General features: G+C 56.2%; 16 protein-coding genes and 1 pseudogene. 4 read left to right on the top strand and 13 right to left on the bottom strand.

Annotated features, from left to right (window positions below):
• Positions 1–3: 3 nt before the first annotated feature.
• The gene (locus RHP74_RS15800) at positions 4–927 is read left to right on the top strand and encodes a magnesium transporter CorA family protein (RefSeq protein WP_010460506.1); all 924 of its coding nucleotides are present in this window, start codon (positions 4–6) and stop codon (positions 925–927) included.
• A 119-nt stretch (positions 928–1,046) separates the two neighbouring features.
• On the opposite strand, the gene RHP74_RS15795 is transcribed toward RHP74_RS15800, so the two are convergent.
• Complete coding sequence (locus RHP74_RS15795) at positions 1,047–1,382, bottom strand: DUF2834 domain-containing protein (RefSeq protein WP_010460504.1); 336 nt, start codon at positions 1,380–1,382, stop codon at positions 1,047–1,049.
• A 249-nt stretch (positions 1,383–1,631) separates the two neighbouring features.
• Here RHP74_RS15795 and ilvA point away from each other — a divergent pair.
• Positions 1,632–2,633: pseudogene (gene ilvA, locus RHP74_RS15790) on the top strand (threonine ammonia-lyase, biosynthetic); the annotation flags it as partial.
• Between the two features lie 27 nt (positions 2,634–2,660).
• Here ilvA and eco read toward each other — a convergent pair.
• Positions 2,661–3,143 carry a serine protease inhibitor ecotin gene (eco, locus tag RHP74_RS15785; protein WP_083376697.1) on the bottom strand — a complete coding sequence of 161 codons (483 nt, stop codon included), beginning with the start codon at positions 3,141–3,143 and terminating at the stop codon, positions 2,661–2,663.
• A 386-nt stretch (positions 3,144–3,529) separates the two neighbouring features.
• On the opposite strand from eco, the gene RHP74_RS15780 reads away from it, so the two are divergent.
• Positions 3,530–3,799 (top strand): DUF1652 domain-containing protein, encoded by a 270-nt coding sequence (locus tag RHP74_RS15780; protein WP_145307658.1) that lies wholly within the window; start codon positions 3,530–3,532, stop codon positions 3,797–3,799.
• Here the strand turns inward: RHP74_RS15780 and RHP74_RS15775 are convergent.
• A complete protein-coding gene (locus tag RHP74_RS15775) occupies positions 3,796–4,191 on the bottom strand; it encodes a hypothetical protein (protein WP_200666148.1) in 396 nt (131 codons plus the stop codon). The genes RHP74_RS15780 and RHP74_RS15775 overlap by 4 nt on opposite strands.
• Positions 4,192–4,281: 90 nt before the next feature.
• Positions 4,282–4,548: a DUF2790 domain-containing protein gene (locus tag RHP74_RS15770; RefSeq protein WP_077747819.1), complete on the bottom strand. Its 267-nt coding sequence runs from the start codon at positions 4,546–4,548 to the stop codon at positions 4,282–4,284.
• A gap of 510 nt (positions 4,549–5,058) precedes the next feature.
• Here RHP74_RS15770 and RHP74_RS15765 point away from each other — a divergent pair.
• Positions 5,059–5,355, top strand: a complete 297-nt coding sequence (locus RHP74_RS15765) for a hypothetical protein (RefSeq protein ID WP_311095787.1) — start codon at positions 5,059–5,061, stop codon at positions 5,353–5,355.
• Positions 5,356–5,751: 396 nt separating this feature from the next.
• On the opposite strand, the gene RHP74_RS15760 is transcribed toward RHP74_RS15765, so the two are convergent.
• From RHP74_RS15760 to RHP74_RS15720, 9 genes are all read right to left on the bottom strand, one after another.
• Entirely contained in the window at positions 5,752–6,723 is a 972-nt protein-coding gene (locus tag RHP74_RS15760; RefSeq protein ID WP_311095786.1) for a sel1 repeat family protein, read from the bottom strand.
• 5 nt (positions 6,724–6,728) lie between these two features.
• Positions 6,729–7,709 carry a tetratricopeptide repeat protein gene (locus tag RHP74_RS15755; RefSeq protein WP_311095785.1) on the bottom strand — a complete coding sequence of 327 codons (981 nt, stop codon included), beginning with the start codon at positions 7,707–7,709 and terminating at the stop codon, positions 6,729–6,731.
• A 16-nt stretch (positions 7,710–7,725) separates the two neighbouring features.
• Entirely contained in the window at positions 7,726–10,977 is a 3,252-nt protein-coding gene (locus RHP74_RS15750) for a hypothetical protein (RefSeq protein WP_311095784.1), read from the bottom strand.
• Between the two features lie 36 nt (positions 10,978–11,013).
• The gene (locus RHP74_RS15745) at positions 11,014–11,877 is read right to left on the bottom strand and encodes a DUF4123 domain-containing protein (protein WP_311095783.1); all 864 of its coding nucleotides are present in this window, start codon (positions 11,875–11,877) and stop codon (positions 11,014–11,016) included.
• Positions 11,868–13,922, bottom strand: a complete 2,055-nt coding sequence (locus RHP74_RS15740; protein ID WP_311095782.1) for a type VI secretion system tip protein VgrG — start codon at positions 13,920–13,922, stop codon at positions 11,868–11,870. The genes RHP74_RS15745 and RHP74_RS15740 overlap by 10 nt, the downstream gene beginning before the upstream one ends.
• A 382-nt stretch (positions 13,923–14,304) precedes the next feature.
• Positions 14,305–15,243, bottom strand: coding sequence for a carbohydrate kinase (locus tag RHP74_RS15735; protein ID WP_311095781.1), 939 nt, complete (start codon positions 15,241–15,243; stop codon positions 14,305–14,307).
• 13 nt (positions 15,244–15,256) lie between these two features.
• Positions 15,257–16,753 (bottom strand): xylulokinase, encoded by a 1,497-nt coding sequence (xylB, locus tag RHP74_RS15730; protein ID WP_311095780.1) that lies wholly within the window; start codon positions 16,751–16,753, stop codon positions 15,257–15,259.
• A gap of 158 nt (positions 16,754–16,911) precedes the next feature.
• A complete protein-coding gene (locus tag RHP74_RS15725) occupies positions 16,912–18,384 on the bottom strand; it encodes a mannitol dehydrogenase family protein (protein ID WP_145307642.1) in 1,473 nt (490 codons plus the stop codon).
• Between the two features lie 15 nt (positions 18,385–18,399).
• Positions 18,400–19,503, bottom strand: a complete 1,104-nt coding sequence (locus RHP74_RS15720) for an ABC transporter ATP-binding protein (protein ID WP_010460469.1) — start codon at positions 19,501–19,503, stop codon at positions 18,400–18,402.
• Between the last annotated feature and the right edge of the window lie 54 nt (positions 19,504–19,557).

The following is a 19,557-nucleotide window of genomic DNA, read 5'->3' as shown; positions in this document are numbered from 1 at the left end:
CCGATGATCAAAAGCTTTCAACTGGACGGCGGCGCCTTGCATGCCGTCGAACGACTGGATGCCGAGGTAATGCTGTTCAGCAACCCCGATGCCGCCGAACGGGACCTGTTGCACAGCCATTTCAAGCTTGATGAGCACGCGTTGGCCTCGGCCCTGGACCCTGACGAGGTGTCGCGCATCGAGTTCCACCCCGACAACCTGTTCCTGATCTGGAAGCGCCCGGAAAATTACTCCGGTGCCGGTAGCCTGGCCTTTGAAGTGTCGTCCTGTGGCCTGTTGTTTTCTGCACAGCGCCTGCTGGTGATCGCCACCGACGATGCGCCGCTGCACGGGCTCGGCACCCGGCAGCGGCTGAACACGCCGCTGGATGTGCTGCTCGATCTGCTGTTCAACAACATCCATCACTATCTGGGCCACCTGAAGGTAATCAAGCTGGTTGCCCGGGAGTTGCAGCAGAAGTTCAACGCCTCGATGCAGAACCAGCACCTGATCCAGATGTTCAACCTCAGCGAAAGCCTGATCTATTACATCAACGCGATTCACAGCAACGGCGCAGTGCTGACGCGGTTGCGCAATCATGCCGCCAAGGAACACTTCAGCGCCGAGGCCATCGGGCTGATCGACGACCTGATTATCGAAAATAACCAGTGCTATAAGCAGGCGGAAATTTACTCCACGGTGTTTTCCGGGCTGATCGACGCCCGGGGCAACCTGATGAACAACAGCATGAACAATCTGCTGCGCAAGCTGACATTAATTAACGTGGTGTTTTTGCCGCTGAACCTGATTGCGAGCATTGGCGGCATGTCCGAGTTCAGCATGATGACCGGGGACACGCCGTGGTGGGTGTCGTATCCGTTGTTTCTGACGGCGATGATGATTGGGGCGGGGGCGATGGTGCTTGGGCTCAGGCGGCTGGCGAAATGACGATGTCGACTGTCAGGCCGTCTTCGCGGGCAAGCCTCGCTCCAACAGGGGGATACGCTCCAATGTAGGAGCGAGGCTTGCCCGCGAAGGCTCCATCCGCAACACAACACTACTGTGGATCAAACTCGCTGGCGTGCATCACCGCAATTCCTGCGATTCTTGAGCCCCCGAACCACGAGGTACAACAGCGGCCCGACGGACACGAAAACCGCCGTAATCAGCAGATACGGAATCACCGATAACCCCGACTGCCCACGCTTGCGCGCATCCTGGTACATCCAGACGCCTGCAAGTGTCGCCAACAGATAAAGATCAATCACCACCTGCGCAGTATCCGGGCGTGACATCAAACCGATGCCGAAGTCGATCAACGACTGCTCCGCCTGAAACATCACGGAAACGGTGTAGCCGGCAAAGGCGATCAAGGCAATGAGGGGCAGGGCGACAGACTTCATGGTTTCCTTCCTTGGGACAATGAGCGATGTCCGCCAGCCTACAGAGACCGAGGAAAATTGACCATTGACTTGCCCGCAACGCCCGGCTAATTTCCAGCCATGACTTCCACCGTATTGCGCTGCCAGCCAAGCATTATTACCGCCATTCCTTATTTGGCGGGCTAGCTCACGACTGCAGCACCCAACCCGCCCTAGAGGCGGGTTTTTACTTTCTGTCTCCTGGGCCCCGATCAATGTCAGGAGACGACCATGAGCAGCACCCCCGCCCAGCAGGCCTTGCTTGAGCACTATGTGAAAAAGATCCTCGCCGCGCCGGTGTATGAACTGGCCGTGCGCACACCGTTGCAACCCGCGCCAGCGCTGTCCGAGGCCTTGGGTAATCAGATCCTGCTCAAGCGTGAGGACTTGCAACCGACCTTTTCCTTCAAGATCCGTGGCGCTTACAACAAATTGGTGCAACTGAGCGATGAGCAAAAGGCTCGGGGCGTGATCACCGCTTCAGCGGGCAATCACGCCCAAGGCGTAGCGTTGGCGGCGCGTGAATTGGGGATCGCTGCGACGATTGTCATGCCTTGCACAACACCCGCATTGAAGGTGCACGGGGTGCGCAGTCGGGGGGCAGAGGCCGTGCTGCACGGCGAGAGCTTTCCGTTCGCCCTCGAATACGCCCTGAGCCTCGCCGAGCAAACCGGTTGCACCTTCGTCTCACCTTTCGATGACCCGGACGTAATCGCCGGGCAGGGCACCGTGGCCATGGAGATCCTGCGCCAGCAACAAGGCCCCCTGGATGCGATCTTCGTCCCGGTGGGTGGCGGAGGTCTGATCGCCGGCATCGCGGCGTACGTCAAATACCTGCGCCCGGAAGTCCGCATCATCGGCGTCGAATCAGAACACTCCGCGTGTCTGTACGCGGCGTTACAAGCTGGCGAGCGGATCGTCCTGCCCACCGTGGGCACGTTCGCCGATGGCGTGGCCGTCGCGCAGATTGGCGCCTATGGATTTGAAGTCTGCCGGTTTTGCGTCGATGAAGTGTTGACCGTCAGCAACGACGAACTGTGCGCCGCCATCAAGAATATCTACGACGATACCCGCTCGATCACCGAGCCCTCCGGTGCCTTGGCGGTGGCCGGCATCAAGAAGTACGTCGCTCAAACCGGTGCGCGTGGTCAAACCCTGATCGCGATCGACTCGGGCGCCAATATCAACTTTGACAGCCTGCGGCATGTCGCCGAGCGCGCCGCGTTGAGCGACGCCTCAGCGTGAGGAGGGGCGCTGCGGTTACTCTTGAACGGCTTTCTCGACCTTGTCCGACGCCGACCAAATCCGATAGCGGACTTCGACGTCCTTGGGCACGTAGAGCACGATCGGCAATTTGCTGTTGTAACGAAGCATGAAGCCGTCACCGACCACCGGCACAAACGCCTTTTTACTCTTGCCGTCGGGGCAGGCCATCATCGTGCTCATCGGGCCGATGACTTTTTCCAGACGGTAAAAGGGGTAGCCCCAGCCTTCAAGGTTTTTTTCCTCAAGGATACCGCCCAGACGTTGGCGATTGCAGTCCACCGTCAGCGTCTTGCCCGCCAGCACCTCAACCTGGAAGTTTTCTTCCTGTGGCTGCGGCGCTACATGAATGACCTGGCGGGTAAAACCGCTTTCCGGTTTAGGGAACGGCGCGACGGTTTCGAGCTTTGCCGCACAGGCCACGCTCGAAAGGCTGGCAACAATCAGCCCGACGGTATTGATACAGGTCAAAGAACCCATGATGCCTCCTTGCGTGTGAGTAGGGTCAGCGGATACTGGATTGGCAGGCGCATTCTTACTGCCGACCGCCACCAATGCAAACCCGGTCGGGAATGTATGCAAATTGCAGGGTTCAAACTGCCCTTTCTTGCAGATTGCATGAGGCCATCTTCAGGCATGTCCGTTAAATCATTGATTTACCGATGAGCTGCACGGCGAAATTTGCGGCATGCTTTATGCTCAAGCAGATCTTAAGTTGACTAGGACATTATTGAGTCAGCTCTAACCACAAGGACGGTCTGCTGTGTGAAACGTAGAAACTCCGTCGACGGAAGAAACGGCGGGAGATTTCACCACGGACCGACGTTGAATTTTTCTGGCAGTCTCACAATCAGGAGAGAGTCGTCATGTTTCTTTCTGCCTTGGAACTTCGCAATATCGTTGAAAGCAGTTTTCTGCCGAAGCGCTGTCAGTGCACGCTGTCGCCGGACCTGTCGATGACCGTCAAGGTGTATTCAGACCGCAAAACCGATCACCTTGATTTGATAAAGACCGGGATAGATGCCAAGCACCTGAACGGTTGCCGTGAAATAAACGACCTGATTGCCGGTCTACGCTCTGAGATGCAGCATCAGGAAGAGAATCGACCACTGCATCCCGCCGGGAAAGCGCTTTAACCAGCCGTTTCGAGTTCTGCTGATACGCGCCGGGCCTGGACAAACCCCAGTCCCAGCGCCGATTCGACCATCACCGCCAGCAATATGCCCGGCCCGGCATGGCCATTGAGCCATTCGCCAAAACCTAGTATCGCCAAGCCGAAACAACCCACGGTAAACCCGGTGCTCAGCGCATTGCGGGTGACCGACGGCGCCTCGTTCCGAACCAGATAAAACATCACGCCCAACGCCGCGAACAGCACTGCACTGCGTCGCGCGACAAACCCTGCCACAGACGAATACTCAATACTCCAGATCGCCAGCAACCCATCCGGCATCAAACCCCAGACCAGGGCCAGCAGAAAACAGAGGAGGGAAGTGAAGGTCGACACGATACGAAACGATAACTGCATGGCGGATCCTTGCGGCAGTGAGGGAGGCGCCAAAGCATAGCGCCTGATCCCTCACAGGAGTACCGCAAAGTGCAAAATCAGACCTTTCAGTCAGTTCTGATAACTGCAAGCGTCAGAAAGCTTCCGGTAGCTGATTTCTTCAGGCTTGCCTGACGTATCGATGTACTTCATGTCAGCCGTGATCACTTTGCATTCCAGCGTGTTCGGCTCAGTCAGCGCGACCACTTTGCCGATGTTCAGCGGCATGCCGTAGTGATAGGGGGTGGCTTGCGAGGACGACGTGTCATTGGCCTGCGCAAGACCAGTAAACGCGGTGCAGGCGAGAGCGGAAGTCATCAGCAGCGTGCGGATGTTCATGGAGCGATCTCCAGTGCAGACGTTGAGTCAGCTCGACGGATTGAGCGTCGAACCTGCCGCACTGGGCGTCAGAGGAACCTGAGGGCGTGCGGTCCAGTAAAGTCTTGGACCGCGCGGTTAACGGATGGTTAACCCGGCTGAACGCCGCCTGTCGCGAGGGCGTTTCTGTCAGAAGTTTCATGTGGGAAACGATCTACGGGATCTTCGGCTTGGTCCTACAAGGTCAGACGCCTTGTCGACTTTCGCCTGATGGGTAGGAGCGATTACTGTTTGGGTTCGCTGCAAAATCAGCGGACAGGTTTGGTCACCTGTGAGAACAGTGCACATATGTGTGCCATGATTCGCGTCGCGGACTTCTACGTCCTCGTGGTGCGTTGCAATGGTGGCTGTGTGCGGGACGCCTTAGGGCGAGCCGATTGGGTGTTGTCGGTTGACCAAGCCTGTACACAGCCGCCTCCCACCGTTTGGTCACGGTGCTGGCGATTACTAATTAATACCCGAGTAATTACTATGCCTACGCTAAACCCGTTTCCCGATCGCTACCGTTCAATCAACAGCAGCGTTACCGACTCAAGTCCTTTGGTGATCGACACCGAAGCCAATCCCCAAGACATTCTCGAAGCCGCCTTACAGCGGGTCCGGGCCGCCAGCCAGTTACTTGAAACCCTCCATTGCCAATGCTTCAAGCACGGGGATGTTCAGGATATTCCGCACATTACCCATGCGCTTTATCTGCTGACTCAGGATGGTTTTGATCTGTTGCAGGTGGCACAGCAGCGGATGATGGGGTGGAAGGCGCCGGTCTGACCTCTGAAATTCCCACAATCCAGCGCCCGTAGGCGCTGGATTTTTTATATCAGGAGGACAATCATTTGAAAACGTACATAGATCTTTTTCTCTACGTCCAAGCTGAATCATGGCATAAACATCCCCTTGTGCCGCGGAGACCTCATACCACTTTCGTGCTTCAGGAATCCTGTAATGATTTTCCTCCTAAGCGATTCACCCAAATGATATTGCGCTTCAGCGTCGCCAGCCTCTGCGGCTACTGTTAGGTATTGGGTGGCTGAAACTGATTTGTATTGATTGTAAAGTGCTATTCCTTTTGTCTTGGCTGTGTTTGCTTCAGGTGTTAGTTGAGTTTGCGCGCTAGCTAAAAATGTCAGCGCTAATAGGCCCCATAAAAATAAATTTTCACCGCGTTTAACGACTCAGCTTATCAGGGAAAAATGAAAGTGGAGGATGAGTAATCTTCCATTTCTGAGCGAACTCTTTAGCTTCAATTATCTGTTCGGGTGTCATCTTTGCCGCAATTTTTGGGAGTTTGCTTTCGACTCTGGCCTGAATCCCGCCACCGCCGTCGAGTTCTCTCAAAGAGTATACAAGTGCATAGCCTTTAATTATGTCGAATGGAAAGCCATATTTGTCTGGTTCATGAGCTAAATCGGATCCATAGCCATAAACTGTAGATGCGTAGCCTGCCAATGCTGCTTGTTCATTCCAATGGCGAAAACCATCCATATCTCCCTTTTCGTACAAGATCGCCGCATATTCCATCATCGATTTTGGATATCCGCCCTCTGCAGAGGCTTTGAACCATTTTTCAATTGCTTCCGTGCGCTTCCATGGTAGAAGAAATTCATCACCTTGCTTGTAGCCCACGGCCATCCAATATTGTGCAAGCGCAAAACCGGCCGAGGCTGATTTTGCAAGCCAGCTTTTTTCTAGCGTAAGCTCGTACATGATGTACATAGCTTCGGCGTCTCCTGCTTCTGCTTTGGGTTTTGCTAAATCTCGGGCTTCATTTAACCACTCAACCGGTTTCTTTTTATCTTTGGGGCAATCATTTTTCAGGTCGCAAATATCATTTTTGCTGCGGCCGAGTTGGATCATGGCATACAGGTCACCTTGAGCAGCAGCAGATTCATACCAATGTCTGGCTTCGGTGGTCATGTAGTGGTTTTTTGTTCTCAATGATTCTGCTAGAAAATATTGTGCTTCGTAATCCCCGGCTTCAGCGGCAACGGTCAGGAAGGGGGTGGCAGTAACAGTTTTGTATTGATTGTAGAGGATTAGCCCCCGAACTTTTGCTGCTTGTTCTTTTTGGGATAGTTGCGCGAGTGCGCTACTTGAAAGCGCAGTAATTAATAACGCGCATACTAAGTGGATGCTCATTTATGTTAGCGACTCAATTTATCAGGAAAAAATGACAGAGGTGGATGAGTCGCTTTCCAGTTTTTTGCAAATTCGTTAGCTTCTGAAATTTCTTCAGATGTCATTTTTTCGGCGATTTCCGGCAGGGTTTCATTTACGTAGACCTGTACATCTCCACCGCCGTCAAGTTCAGATAGTAATGAGGTCAACGCATAACCTTTAATCCTATCTAATGGGAAGTCGTAAAGTGATGGTGAATGCGCCGAATATGCGCCGTAACTACTGATTCCTGACTTGTACCCTTTTTGGGCTGCTTCGATAATCCAATGACGTGCCACCGCCAAATCGCCTTGATCCTCATAAATAAACGCAGCGTACTCCATCATTGCAGGAGGGTAGCCTCCTTCTGCAGATAGTTTCAGCCAATTTCCGACTGCCTCATGCCGTTTCCACGGTAAGAAGAAGCCGTCCCCTTGCCTGGTTCCAATTGCCATCCAGTATTGAGCTAATGCATGTCCAGAATTTGCAGATTTCTCCAGCCATTCGTCCTTAAGCGTTAGTTCATACATTAAGTACATCGCTTCGGGATCACCACTTTCAGCAGCAGGTTTCGTCAAATCTAGCGCGCCTTTCAACCATTGCGCCGGTGTTTTTGTACTTTTAGGGCAGTTGCCCATATTGATACAGAGATTATCACCACTTCGTCCGAGCTGTATCATTGCATAAATGTTATTTTGGTTTGCTGATTCCTCGTACCATTGTTGCGCCTCCTCAGTCATGTAACGTTTTGTATTTCTAATTGATTCGGCTAAATAGTACTGAGATTCCGCATCCCCTCCTTTTGCGGCTATCGTCAAATACTGTATTGCAGGCACCATCTTGTATTGATTGTAAAGAGCTATTCCCGTTTGTTTTGCTGCAGTCAATTCAGCCGTAGGTTTTGCAAGCAATTGGCAAGAAAAAAGCAGGGAAAAAATTGCAGTAGCGAGTGTGAGTTTTTGGCGCATGTGTTGTCCTCGGTTTCTACTGGCCCGGACCAATGTACTCGGCTCTGCCGGCGGGTAAATATGTTCGGCCATAAAATTGGCTGCGTTGGCAGTAATTATCACTAATTGCGCCTAATAATTTCACATGTTGAGCATATCGAGTACGCATTTTTTCGTTTTCTGGATCAGCAAGTCTTAGAACCGCATCTGACATAAAGTTGTCAAGCGCCAGTCGATTTTCGCAATAAAGTTGCGTTTCATTCGCTGGCTTTAATCCAAAGCGATTCATGCGCATGCAGATCTCCTCGAACTGGCTCTGGGCTTTATCGACGGTATTCTGTTTTTTTGCGTTATCTAATATCCATCTAAGAATACGCTCAATTGCTCTTTGTTGGATTAGGTGTGCTTGGTTTTTGTCGTATTTGCGTTCTGCTTTGTTGTCCGATGAATTGGTGCTGATAATACTGAATTCGTCTGCAGGGCTTATTAAAGTCATGAGTAGTGGGCCCAAAGCTCCCGGGATTGCGTTAACGCACCATTCCTCTAATTCCGCTTGGTTCCCATAATAAATAATAGCATCCGCAATCGGTCCACCTTTGCCCGTGGCAGTTAGCGATTCGTAGAGTGACATAACCATGTCAATCCCCAGTAAATACACCATCCCTACATCGAAACCACATACAGCCAAAGTATTTAAATTGGACATCAAGGTAAATGCCTTGTCATCCACCATAATAAACGGATTCTGCTTGTTTTTATAAAGCTCTCGCCGAAACAGGTTGATCAACTCTGTCACCGCGTCGTAACCCACTTCGAACTTGAAAGCGCCACCCACACCTGGCCCCGCTACCAACGAAGCCTTCAGCACCAGAATCAAGCGGCCATCATACAGCGAAATACTCGCTTCGCCCTTGGCGCCCAAACCCGCCGCCACGTTTAGTTCAGCGGTCAAACGGGCGAGGCTGAACCACTCGTTGGCCTTCATCGAGCCTTTAGACCCGGGTGAGGGTGCCCTTTGCAGCAGCGCGACTTCGGAAGGAGGGGCCCAGTTCAAGGCGCCGGTAACCATGATTCCTGATTGCAAACCTGCGAATAAATTGAATGCCGCTTTGCCTCCACTCTGCACTTGCAGGTTGGTGGGGGCTCCCTTGATTTGGTTGCTGGTTTGCGTCTGAGCGAAGTCTCGCTTGTCTCCGGTACGGACCACAGGTTCAGGCGGGGCCAAATGGAATCCGGCGTTGCCAACATCCAGTGCTATCTCGGAGGAAAGCAGCAGGGAAGCGCCGGCATAACCCCAGGCCTTGGCGCCGAGATACAACGAAAACCGGCCCAGATTGAGGGTTTGCTGGACGCTACTAGCGTCCAGATAGGTGAATTTGATTTCTTTGGCTTTGCTGCGTTCCGGTAGATCGACTTTGAACAGTTCGACTTCGCCACGGGCAAGGTCGACGCCGAATGACGCTTTGGCCGAAGCTTTAAATCCTTCCGCTACGGTAAAAGCGGGGCCTTCGACCTTGGTTGATCCGTGGATAATGTCCTTGGACGACGACGTCAGGCAGCGAACCAGTTGCGCCTGTGGGCTGATATCGAATATGCGGAAAGTCTTGCGCACATTGTCTTTGAACAGAACTTGCTGCAAGCGTACGCCCCATTCTTTACGGGAGCTCGCACTTTCAAGGCCGCTGACTTCGTACTTTTTGGCGTGCAGGAAACTGTAGAACTTTTCAATCTCGAACCAGCCTTCAGCAGAAAACCAGTCACTTTCCTGGTCCTTGATTCGCAGTGCGCCTTCCTGTGCTAGCCATTGGCCGAATAAATTAAGTTCACTGTCGGTGGCCGCTTTTCCAGTGCTGTTGCCTGGACGCTTTTTAAGGTCTTTGACCTTGGCGCCGACCTTTTTCCAGTCGTCTTTGAGTGTTTTTTGAAGTCTTGGAAGCGAATACATACTGAGGTAAGTCAGTGGTTTCTTCAGATCGTCCAACATGCTCATTTCATGCAGCGGAAAACCATCCTTGACGAGCCGATCCATTGGCTTGGCTTGGAATTGCTCCGGCTCCCACAAAAGGTGCCGTCGAACGGGCGCGGTTTCCATGTTCTTCTCAGCCTGTAGCCGCAACTTTTCTTTTTCTGCCTGCAAACGGTCCCATTCGGCACGCTCGAGGGAAACAAGGTTTGCCGGAGCTTTGGCTTGCCGGCCGCTAGCTTCGATCCAGCCTTTATATTTTGTGCTGAGGCGATCGTTGACTTCTGTTTGCTTCTTCTCAAGCGCCAGGTATTGCTTGAACAAGTCGACACCACCTTCGACCGAAGCGCCAGTTGCAGGAATCAGGGCGAATTCGGGTAGGGCGATTCCGTATTGAGCAACCTGGGTAATGGAATCAAGGTAAGCAACATAGATCGCTTTTCTTTTTAAGCGCTGTGTTTCCTGATCGCGCACGTAAGTACACAGAGGGAGTTGGTTATTCGTCCCGCAAGTCGCGACATCGTCTAGCCGCTTTTTGTCTGCAGCCAGCAATGGCGCAAGTTCAGCGGAGCCTAAAGTGGCCAGGTCTTTTTCTTTGAGTAGGGTTTCTCTAGCTTTGAGGTATTTCTGCACGCCCTCGCGAGCCGCAATGGCTTCGGGCGAGTACAGATTTCCACTTTCGTAGGCGTAGCCCTTTTCTTTGGCGGCGGTGATGGCGACGCGCTTCAACGTTTGCCATTCACTATGAATTCCGCGCACCCGCGTTGCGTCTTGTTGCGCGGCCATCCACTCGGACTTTTTGATGTCATCTTGTTCAAGTCGGGTGAGCGGCGTCGAGGGCGTCGGGACAGGCACCGCAGCAGCCTTTCTCTGCTGCTGCGCCACTAACAAGGTAGCATCGAGATCACTGATGCTAGGGTATTGCGCTTCAATCTCGAGCATTCGCGCTTGCTGCTCGCCCGCGAGAAAGTTACCCAACTTGGGTTCGAGGAAGTATTCAAGCAAGCCGGTGCTGTAAAGGCCTTTTTTACGTTCCTCGGGTGATTTGCTCGTGCTGACCTTTTGATCCAAATCATTAGCCGCTTCTTTGAGTGCCGAGGTTGTGCGATCTGGAAGCAGCCAGAATGACTCGTTCTCAGTGTCATAAATCGCGCTGCCGTAGGTTGTTGAACACGGCGTTTTTACTTTGTCATGCGAGCCTGGCGTTTCATCCGGAGCGTCGGGCTGCTCGCCGATGTCCCGTGGTGGCTTCGCACAGGTTTCTTCTGCTGCTGGTGCAGCAGGTGCCGTTGAGGTGTCAGGTGTAGTACTGGTATTGGATTCCATAAATGCTTCCATTCATTCGTTACGCGGACGGGTTCATCAGGCGGCGCTGGTGGCGAGTTGCTTCAGCTGTTCAACCTTGATAAACGACTCTTCCCTGGATTGCAGGATGGCCATGGCTTGGGGCTGCGTTTCGAGCAGCGGGCCGTTGGCGATGTCGGCCAGTTTGAGCAAATGCCGGCCTTCGTAGATGTTGTGAGCGACCAATACATCAAGGTTTGTCGCGATGTTGGGCAGCTCTTCGTCAGTCGGTTCGCCGAATGCGGCGTATTGTTCATCGACCCAGTAGACCCAACCCAGTCGCTCTTGGATCTTCGGCGCATCTTCTGGCAGGTTGAATGCCGAGACGTCGCCCAGCCATTTGAGTTCCGAGACTGGGCGCCAGCTCACCCAGTTGCCGTTGCGGGCTCCGAAATGGGTTGGGGCAGGGGCGTAGACGTGTTGCCACGGGCCGAAGAGCTGGTGGGCGGTTTCGCCGGCGGAGTAGGCCAGTGCAGCCCACAGGCTTGGCTTGTGATAGCTCAGCAGGCTTTGGCCACCGGAACCGTCATTGGCGCGTAGCAGCCAGCGTGCATGGGCCAAGGCCTTGATCGAGTCGTCAGTGGTCAGGGCGATGCCGGCAAAGTTTTCTGCGCAAAGCGCTGCGGCTTCGGCGGCCAGTCGGCTGCCCCAAGGCGCGGTTAGCCACAAGGGGCCGTCAGCGGCGATCTCGGCGAAATCGGTGCCTATGAACAGCCCTTGAGAATTCATTGGCTCGCCGACCCGGTAGAGGCGGCTCATGGCTTCAGGCTGGCGAGTACGGTCGATGATGAAACACAGCGCTTGGCTGGATGATTCTCTTGGAAGTTGCTCGAACGCATGACGGGATTCGGCGAGGAGGTCGTTCAACGCTTTTACATGCATGTGCAATCCTTACGGCTGCAAGCGCCGTTGCTCTGTTTGCCGCACAAAGGGGTGATACCGGATTCATTCAAGCGTTTGGGCAACGGGATCGGGACTTTGCCCGCTCTATCCGCATCCGCCGCTTTCATCGGCCCCGGCAACAACGGCGCAGCAGGCGTACCCACCCCAGGCGAGCCCCCGGTATTCACCTTCACCTCAGCCCCACTGATCGTCACCCCCCCCGCATCCACCTTGACGAAACTCCCGCCAGCCTTGGCCGTCAGTTCCATTCCGCCTTCAACCACCACCTTCTCGCCAGCGTGGTAATGAATCTCCTGACCCGCCTCGACAAACTGCGCTGTGCCGATCTTCACATGCTGGGTCACCGCCACGGTCAGGTGATCATCCGCCCGCGCTTCAGTCTTGCGATCCAGTTGCGTGATGCGATGTTCTTCAACCTTGAACTCGCTGAAAACATTGGCCTCGACCGTGTCATGGCGTTCATTGCCGATGCGGATTTTCTGGTCGTGTTCGATGTTTTCATCCCAGTCGCGCTGGGCGTGCAGGTAGATCTGTTCCGCGCCTTTCTTGTCTTCGATGCGGAACTCGTTGTAGCCCTTGCCGCCCGGCGAGCTCAGGGTTTTGAAGGTGCTGCGGGTCTTGTTCGCCGGCAGGTCGTAGGGGACGACGTTTTCCTTGTGGAACAGGCAGCCGGTGATCAGCGGTTGGTCGGGGTCGCCTTCGAGGAAGGTGACGAGGACTTCCATGCCGACGCGCGGGATGGCGATGCCGCCGTAGGCACTGCCGGCCCAGCCGGTGGCGACGCGTAGCCAGCAACTGGTGGTGTCGTTGGCCTGGCCGTCGCGGTCCCAGTGGAATTGCACTTTGACGCGGCCGTATTGGTCGCAGTGGATTTCTTCGCCGGGCGGGCCGGTGACGATGGCGGTCTGGCTGCCGAGGACTTTCGGTTTCGGGTGTTCGAGGGCAGGGCGGAAGTGCGCGTCCCAAGGGGTGGCGAGGAAGCGGTTGCGGTAGCCCTGATGGAAATCGTCTTTGTTATGGGTGACGTCGCTGGTGACGTTTTTGCCGAGCACTTGCGGCTGCTTGCCTTCGTGCACGACTTCGAGCAGCAGCCAGAGATCGTTCCACTCGGCACGCGGGTGTTCGCTCAGGGCCATGAAGTGGCCGCTGACGAGGGTTGGCTCGTCGCCTTTGCCTTCGGCCAGTTTGTAATCGCTGCGATGGCGCTCCAGCGCGCGGGTGGCCAGTTGTTTGCCGCGCTCGCGGGTCAGGAAGCGGCCGGGGTAGTCGTAGTCTTCGAGGTCCGGGGCGAAAGCGCTCTTGGCGGCGCCTTCGGGCAGGATGCGTGGTTTTTCGAAGTCGTAGTCGCGGCGGCTGACGCGGGTGGTGCGGGTTTCCAGGCGCAGGTTGAAACGTTTGATCACCGGTTTCGTGGCGGCCATGCCGGAGTCTTGCTGGTAGGCCACGGGTGCGAGTTTGCGGAACACCGTCTGGTCATCGCCGAAGACGAGTTTGTGGCCGCTGGCGCTGTGCTGGAAGTGGAAGTGAATGCCTTCCTCTTCACACAGACGCTGGATGAAATGCAGGTCGGATTCGTCGTACTGCACGCAGTAATCGCGCTCGGGGTAGATCGCGCCGAGCTGGAAACTGTAGGCGTCAGACAGGATGCCGCGCGCCTCCAGTACCTGGGCGATGATCTTCGGCACACTTAAATGCTGGAAGATCTGCTGGTCATGGTTGTGGCGCAGGTAAGCGAGTTGCGGGACCAGGCTGATGCTGTAGCGCGTCAGGCTTTTGCCGGAATCGCCTTGCTCGATGCGATAGACCAGACCGTGAATGATGCCCTTGCCGGTGGCGCCGAAGGTCAGGCAGCCAGGCTTGTGCAGTAACTCTTCAAGTTTCAGGTCGGGACGGGCGCTGACCAGTTCGATGTCGAAACAGAACGGCTGATTGAGGGTTTCGCGACCGACGAAGCTGAGCACTTGCAGGTCAACGGAAACGCCTTCCAGCGTCAGGGAAATATGGGTTGCGTTCGCGTCCAGCATGCCTTTAATTCCGTCCTTTGAATAAGCTGGTGCGGATGGTGCAGGATTAAACCGCCACGTTCAAGGCGCAAATGGCGTAGGAGTGGATGCGTTGGGCTATCGGGAAAACCCTTAGATACAAGGTTTCGGCCAATGAATGCTGGGGGTTTTTAGTTTTCTTTTCCTGGGTATCACTGCGCCACAACTTCCAAGCGGCCAAGAATCAACAGTCATTTCCAGACTAAAGTCCTCTTCGGCCGATAAAAGCCTGCTGCCGCCATTGCCGATGATCCTGTTGATCGTTCCTACGCTCTGCGTGGGAATGCCTCACTGACGCTCCGCGTCCGCTTTGGACGCGGAGCGCCCCGGGCTGTATTCCCACGCGGAACGTAGGAACGATCTGTCAGTTGAGTTGCTGCCGATACGGCAAATCCGGCCCGGTCTTGCTGCACGTCAGCGCCGCTGCCTGTACCGCAAACTTCAACATTCCGTCGATTTGCCCGCGCTCAAGCGATTGCACACCCGCAACCGAATCCAGCTGCTGCTCGGTCAACCAGGTAATCAACGCCGCCTGGAACGTATCGCCCGCGCCCACGGTATCGGCGATTTTCACTGAGCTCGCCGGTACTGACCACGAACCCTGAGTGCGGCTGAACACCGTGGCACCTTCACCACCTCGGGTCAGGAACACCAACTGACAGCGATGCTGCAACCAACTTTCAATCACCCGCTGCGGATCCTGCTCGGGGTACAACAGACTCAAATCCTCATCGCTGACTTTGATCAGATCCGCCAACTCAACCAGCGTCGCAATCCTCGAACGCCACAGATCGATATTCGGTTCAGGATTGAGTCGGACATTCGGATCAAGGCTGATCAAACGTTTTCCGCTTTCCCGCTGCACCAACGCCAGCAGCGTGTCGGCAATCGGCTGCACCACCAGGGAGAACGAGCCAATGTGCAAACCACGCACTTGCGGGCCCAGCTCAGGCAAATGCTCAGGTTTGAGCTGGCGGTCCGCGCAACCTTCACCGCGAAAGCTGTAGTGCGGCGAGCCATTGGCCCCGACCGCGACCATTGCCAGTGTGGTCGGTGCGGCGAAGTCCACCAGGTAATCCGGGCGCACACCTTCGTCCTGCAGCACTTGCTGCAAGCGTCGGCCAAGGTAGTCGGTGGAGAGTCCTGCAAAGAGCGCCGCTTCCACGCCCAATCGCCGCAAGCCAACCGCCACATTGAACGGCGAACCGCCGGCAATTGCCTTGAAATTCACTTTTGAAGCCAGGCCGCTGGCGTCGTCTTCACTGAAGAAATCGAACAGCGCTTCGCCACACACCAGATACATAGTTGTTCGCTCTTTAAAGGGTTGCGACATGTTGTTGATAACGTTCATAGGCCTGCTGACAGGCCGCCACATTGTCGGCAATCGGCAAGGTTTCACTGGCCAGATCGAGCTTTACACAACGCTCGCAAAAGTCCGCCAGACTGTCCTCGTGGCCGTTTGCCCTGGACTTGCACCACGCCGCCTGAATCGCTGCGCCCAGGGCTGCCGCTTCGCTCTGCTCGGTACAGATCACTGGGGTGTTCATGATGTCGGCGACGATCTGGCGCCACACCGGGCTTTTCGAGCCGCCGCCGATCAGGCAAATGCTGCGGCTTTGTAAGCCATTCTGGCGCAGCAGGTCCAGTCCATAACGCAAACCGAAGGTCGTGCCTTCGACGACTGCGCGGCACAGGTTGGCCTGGGTCAGGTTGGTCATGGTCAAGCCCAGCAGGCTGCCGGTGGCATGGGGCAGGGCGGGGACGCGCTCGCCATTGAGGAATGGCAGCATGCACACGCCTTCAGCACCGATGGGCGCCTGCTCGACCAAATCGTTGAAGTGTTCGATATCAAGGGCGAACAGCTCGCGAATGACCCCCGTGGCGTTGGTCAGGTTCATGGTGCAGATCAACGGCAGCCAGCCACCGCTGGACGAGCAGAACGTGGCGACCGACGCATCCGGGCTGACTTTCGGCTGGTCAGCATAGGCGTACACCGTCCCCGAAGAGCCGAGGCTCATGGTGATCGCGCCGGGCTTGATATTGCCGGTGCCGATCGCGCCCATCATGTTGTCGCCGCCCCCGCTGGAGACCAGCGCCTGCGGGTTGATGCCAAGCTGTTCGGCGATGCTCGGCAGGATCGTGCCGACTGCTTGATGCGCGTCGATCAACTCCGGCAACGCAGCTTGCAGGCGTCCGGTCGGGTCGATGTCGCGCAGCAACTGCAAATCCCATTGGCGGGTCCGCACGTTGAAATAGCCGGTGCCTGACGCGTCGCCGTACTCGCTGCAACTGCGGCCGGTGAGCCAGTGGTTCAGGTAGTCGTGGGGCAGGAGGATGTGGGCGATCCGGGCGAAAATGTCCGGGTGCTGTTCTTTGGTCCACAGCAGTTTGGAAACGGTGTAGCCGGGCGCGATGACCACACCCAGGCGCTCAAGTGAACCCTTTTCGCCACCGAGTTGAGCCAGGAGACGGTCATTTTCCGGGGTGGATTCGGTGTCGCACCAAAGCTTCGCCGGACGCAGCACCTGACCTTGGTCATCGAGCAATACCAAGCCGTGTTGCTGTCCGGAGACGCCGAGGCCAAGGATGTCCTGACCGTCGACTTTCGCCGCGAGTAACGCACGGCGGGTGGCCAGGGTGAACGCTTCGAGCCACTGGCCGGTGTCTTGCTCGCGGCGACCGTTGGCGCCGCTGATCAAGCTGTGCACAGCGGCGCCCTGGCCCAGGACCTGGCCAGTGTGGGCGTCCAGGATCACGGCTTTGGTGCCTTGGGTGCCGCAGTCAATGCCGAGGAATAATTGTTGGTTTGCCATCGAAGGTCCTTGGATCGTCAGGTTCGACATTTAGGTTGTCGGTCAGTCCGTCATCGCGGGTAAGCCCGCTGCCACAGGGGATGTTTAGTCATGTTCGACAACGATCCGATGTGGGAGCGAGCCTGCTTGCGAAGACGGCAGCATTGTCACCGCCGCATTTACGCCAGCACCCGCTCCAGCGTCCGCGTCACACCCACCTCCCGCAAGCTGTTGCAACACCATTCAAACGCCGCCACAAACGCCGGAGAACGGGGAATTGCCGTACCAAAGATCTCCTCAACCTCCAGCAATCGCTGGGTCATCAACGCATCATCGGCCACCAAGGCCTGGCAGAACGCCGCCCGCGGATCGGGAATCGAGTAAGTGTCTCCATTCTCATCCACCCCCTTCAAATACAACGCCCAGGCTGCCACCACCAACGCGGCACGCTTGGTCTCCTGGCCATCGGCAATCAGGCGATTGATCGTCGGAACGGTGAACTTGGGAAACTTCGACGAGCCGTCCGAACACACACGCTCCAGCTGATCGGCGATGGCCTGATTGGAGAAACGCGCCACCAGCGTGTTCTTGTAATCCGTCAGGTCAATGCCCGGCACGGGCGACAGTTGCGGGGTGACGTCCAGGTCCATGTAGGCACGCATGTAGCGCACAAACAGCGGATCATTCATGGTCTCGTGCACGAAGCGATAACCCTTCAGAAACCCCAGATACGTCAGGGCCAGATGGCTGCCGTTGAGCAGTTTGATCTTCATCTCTTCATACGGTGTGACGTCGTCGGTGAATTGCACGCCGACCTTTTCCCAGGCCGGACGGCCATTGACGAACTTGTCTTCCAGCACCCACTGCACAAAGGGTTCGCAGACCACCGGCCAGGCATCGTCGACGCCATGTTTGTCGTGCAGTTGCAGCTTGTGTTCGGTGCTGGTCATTGGCGTGATGCGGTCGACCATCGCGTTGGGGAAGCTCACGCTGTTGGCGATCCAGTCACGCAGATCGGCATCGCGCAACGCGGCGAAGGCCAACAAGGCTTTGCGGGTGACGGCGCCGTTGTGCGGCAGGTTATCGCAGGACATCAAGGTGAAGGCCGGCGTGCCGGCGGCGCGACGTTTGGCCAGCGCGGCGCAGAGGAAGCCGAACACGGTTTTCGGTGCGTTCGGGTTGGCCAGGTCGTGCTGGATTTGCGGCAGGTGCGCCATGAACTCGCCGTTGCTGTCGTCGATGCAATAACCGCCTTCGGTAATGGTCAGCGAGACGATGCGGATCTCTGGGCTGGCGAGCTTGTCGATCAACACCTGCGCGCCGTCTTCGGCCAACAGCATGTCGCGAATCGCGCCGATGACCCGTACTTCAGTGTCGTCGCTGTCGCCCAGTTCGAACAAGGTGAAGAGGTAATCCTGCTCTTTCAGATCGTCCCGGGCGCGACGGTCTTCGGCGCGCAGGCCGACCCCGCAAATCGCCCAGTCCAGGCCTTCTCCGGTATTCATCAAGGCGTCGGTGTAATACGCCTGATGGGCACGGTGAAAACCTCCGACGCCGATGTGGGCGATGCCTTGGCGCGTATCGCTCAGGGCGTAGGCGGGCAGGGCCACTTCGGGCGCGAGGCGGTTGAGGTTCTGTTGGTTGAGTTTCATCACAGGCTCTCTAAATCAGGCCGCTGCACGCAGCGGGCGGGTGAGCGCCACGCCGTCGGCATCGAATAAATGGCAGTGTTCGGCGTCCAGGTGCAGGCTCAAGGCTTCGCCGTAACGGCTGGCGAGGTCGCCACGAACGCGCATGGTCAACGCTTCACCGGAAGCGGTGACGACGTGGCAGAAGGTGTCGCTGCCCAGGCGTTCGCTGACGTCGGCGGTGACCTGCAAGGTGCAGTCGCCGGTTTGTGCGAGGTTGAGGTGCTCCGGACGAATGCCCAGGGTCACCGCGCCGCCGACGTTCAGTTGGGCACCGCTCAGCGGCAGGGTGATGCGGGTGCCGGCGTCCAGCAGGACTTCACAGCTTTGGCTCTCGACTCGGGTGACTTTGCCTTTGAGGAAACCCATTTTCGGCGTGCCGAGGAACCCGGCGACAAACAGGTTGGCTGGCTGGTGGTACAAGTCCAGTGGCGAGCCGACTTGCTCGATTTTGCCGCCGTTGAGGACGACCACTTTGTCGGCCATGGTCATCGCTTCGACCTGATCGTGGGTCACGTAGATCATCGTCGCTTGCAGGTCTTTGTGCAGGCGCAACAGTTCCAGGCGCATCTGCACGCGAAGCGCGGCGTCGAGGTTGGACAGCGGTTCGTCGAACAGGAAGATTTTCGGGTTGCGCACGATGGCGCGGCCGATTGCGACACGTTGACGCTGGCCGCCGGAGAGTTGCTTGGGCTTGCGCTCAAGCATTGGCCCCAGCTCGAGGATGCGCGCCGCTTCACCGACTTTCTTCTCGACTTCAGCCTTCGGTACGCCGGCCAGATCAAGGGCAAACGACATGTTCTTTTTTACGGTCATGTGCGGGTACAGGGCGTAAGTCTGGAACACCATCGCCAGGTCGCGTTTGGCCGGGCTGACTTCGGTGATGTCGCGGCCGTCGAGTTCAATGGTGCCGTCGCTGACTTCTTCCAAGCCGGCGATCAGGCGCAGCAGGGTGGATTTGCCGCAGCCCGACGGGCCGACGAAGACCACGAATTCCTTGTCGTTCACTTCCAGGTCGATGCCTTTGATGATGGAAAAGCCTTCGAAGCCTTTTTGCAGATTCTTGATTTTCAGGTTGGCCATGATGATGGGCCTCCACGTGTTGTTATTCAGTTGAGCCGGGCGGGCTTTTCTGTG

Origin of the sequence: Pseudomonas sp. SG20052, assembly GCF_031766055.1 — a bacterium.
Lineage (GTDB): Bacteria > Pseudomonadota > Gammaproteobacteria > Pseudomonadales > Pseudomonadaceae > Aquipseudomonas > Aquipseudomonas mandelii.
The sequence above is the reverse complement of the archived record's forward strand: the minus strand, read 5'-3'. Positions and strand labels throughout refer to the sequence as shown.

Bases quoted from the DNA above. Each gene is read 5' to 3' on its own strand.
- RHP74_RS15765 (WP_311095787.1), top strand. From the start codon at position 5,059: ATGCCTACGCTAAACCCGTTTCCCGATCGCTACCGTTCAATCAACAGC.
- RHP74_RS15800 (WP_010460506.1), top strand. From the start codon at position 4: ATGATCAAAAGCTTTCAACTGGACGGCGGCGCCTTGCATGCCGTCGAA.
- RHP74_RS15725 (WP_145307642.1), bottom strand. From the start codon at position 18,384: ATGAAACTCAACCAACAGAACCTCAACCGCCTCGCGCCCGAAGTGGCC.
- RHP74_RS15770 (WP_077747819.1), bottom strand. From the start codon at position 4,548: ATGAACATCCGCACGCTGCTGATGACTTCCGCTCTCGCCTGCACCGCG.
- RHP74_RS15735 (WP_311095781.1), bottom strand. From the start codon at position 15,243: ATGTATCTGGTGTGTGGCGAAGCGCTGTTCGATTTCTTCAGTGAAGAC.
- RHP74_RS15750 (WP_311095784.1), bottom strand. From the start codon at position 10,977: ATGGAATCCAATACCAGTACTACACCTGACACCTCAACGGCACCTGCT.
- RHP74_RS15755 (WP_311095785.1), bottom strand. From the start codon at position 7,709: ATGCGCCAAAAACTCACACTCGCTACTGCAATTTTTTCCCTGCTTTTT.
- RHP74_RS15795 (WP_010460504.1), bottom strand. From the start codon at position 1,382: ATGAAGTCTGTCGCCCTGCCCCTCATTGCCTTGATCGCCTTTGCCGGC.
- RHP74_RS15720 (WP_010460469.1), bottom strand. From the start codon at position 19,503: ATGGCCAACCTGAAAATCAAGAATCTGCAAAAAGGCTTCGAAGGCTTT.
- RHP74_RS15775 (WP_200666148.1), bottom strand. From the start codon at position 4,191: ATGCAGTTATCGTTTCGTATCGTGTCGACCTTCACTTCCCTCCTCTGT.
- RHP74_RS15780 (WP_145307658.1), top strand. From the start codon at position 3,530: ATGTTTCTTTCTGCCTTGGAACTTCGCAATATCGTTGAAAGCAGTTTT.
- RHP74_RS15740 (WP_311095782.1), bottom strand. From the start codon at position 13,922: ATGCTGGACGCGAACGCAACCCATATTTCCCTGACGCTGGAAGGCGTT.
- RHP74_RS15760 (WP_311095786.1), bottom strand. From the start codon at position 6,723: ATGAGCATCCACTTAGTATGCGCGTTATTAATTACTGCGCTTTCAAGT.
- RHP74_RS15745 (WP_311095783.1), bottom strand. From the start codon at position 11,877: ATGCATGTAAAAGCGTTGAACGACCTCCTCGCCGAATCCCGTCATGCG.
- eco (WP_083376697.1), bottom strand. From the start codon at position 3,143: ATGGGTTCTTTGACCTGTATCAATACCGTCGGGCTGATTGTTGCCAGC.
- xylB (WP_311095780.1), bottom strand. From the start codon at position 16,753: ATGGCAAACCAACAATTATTCCTCGGCATTGACTGCGGCACCCAAGGC.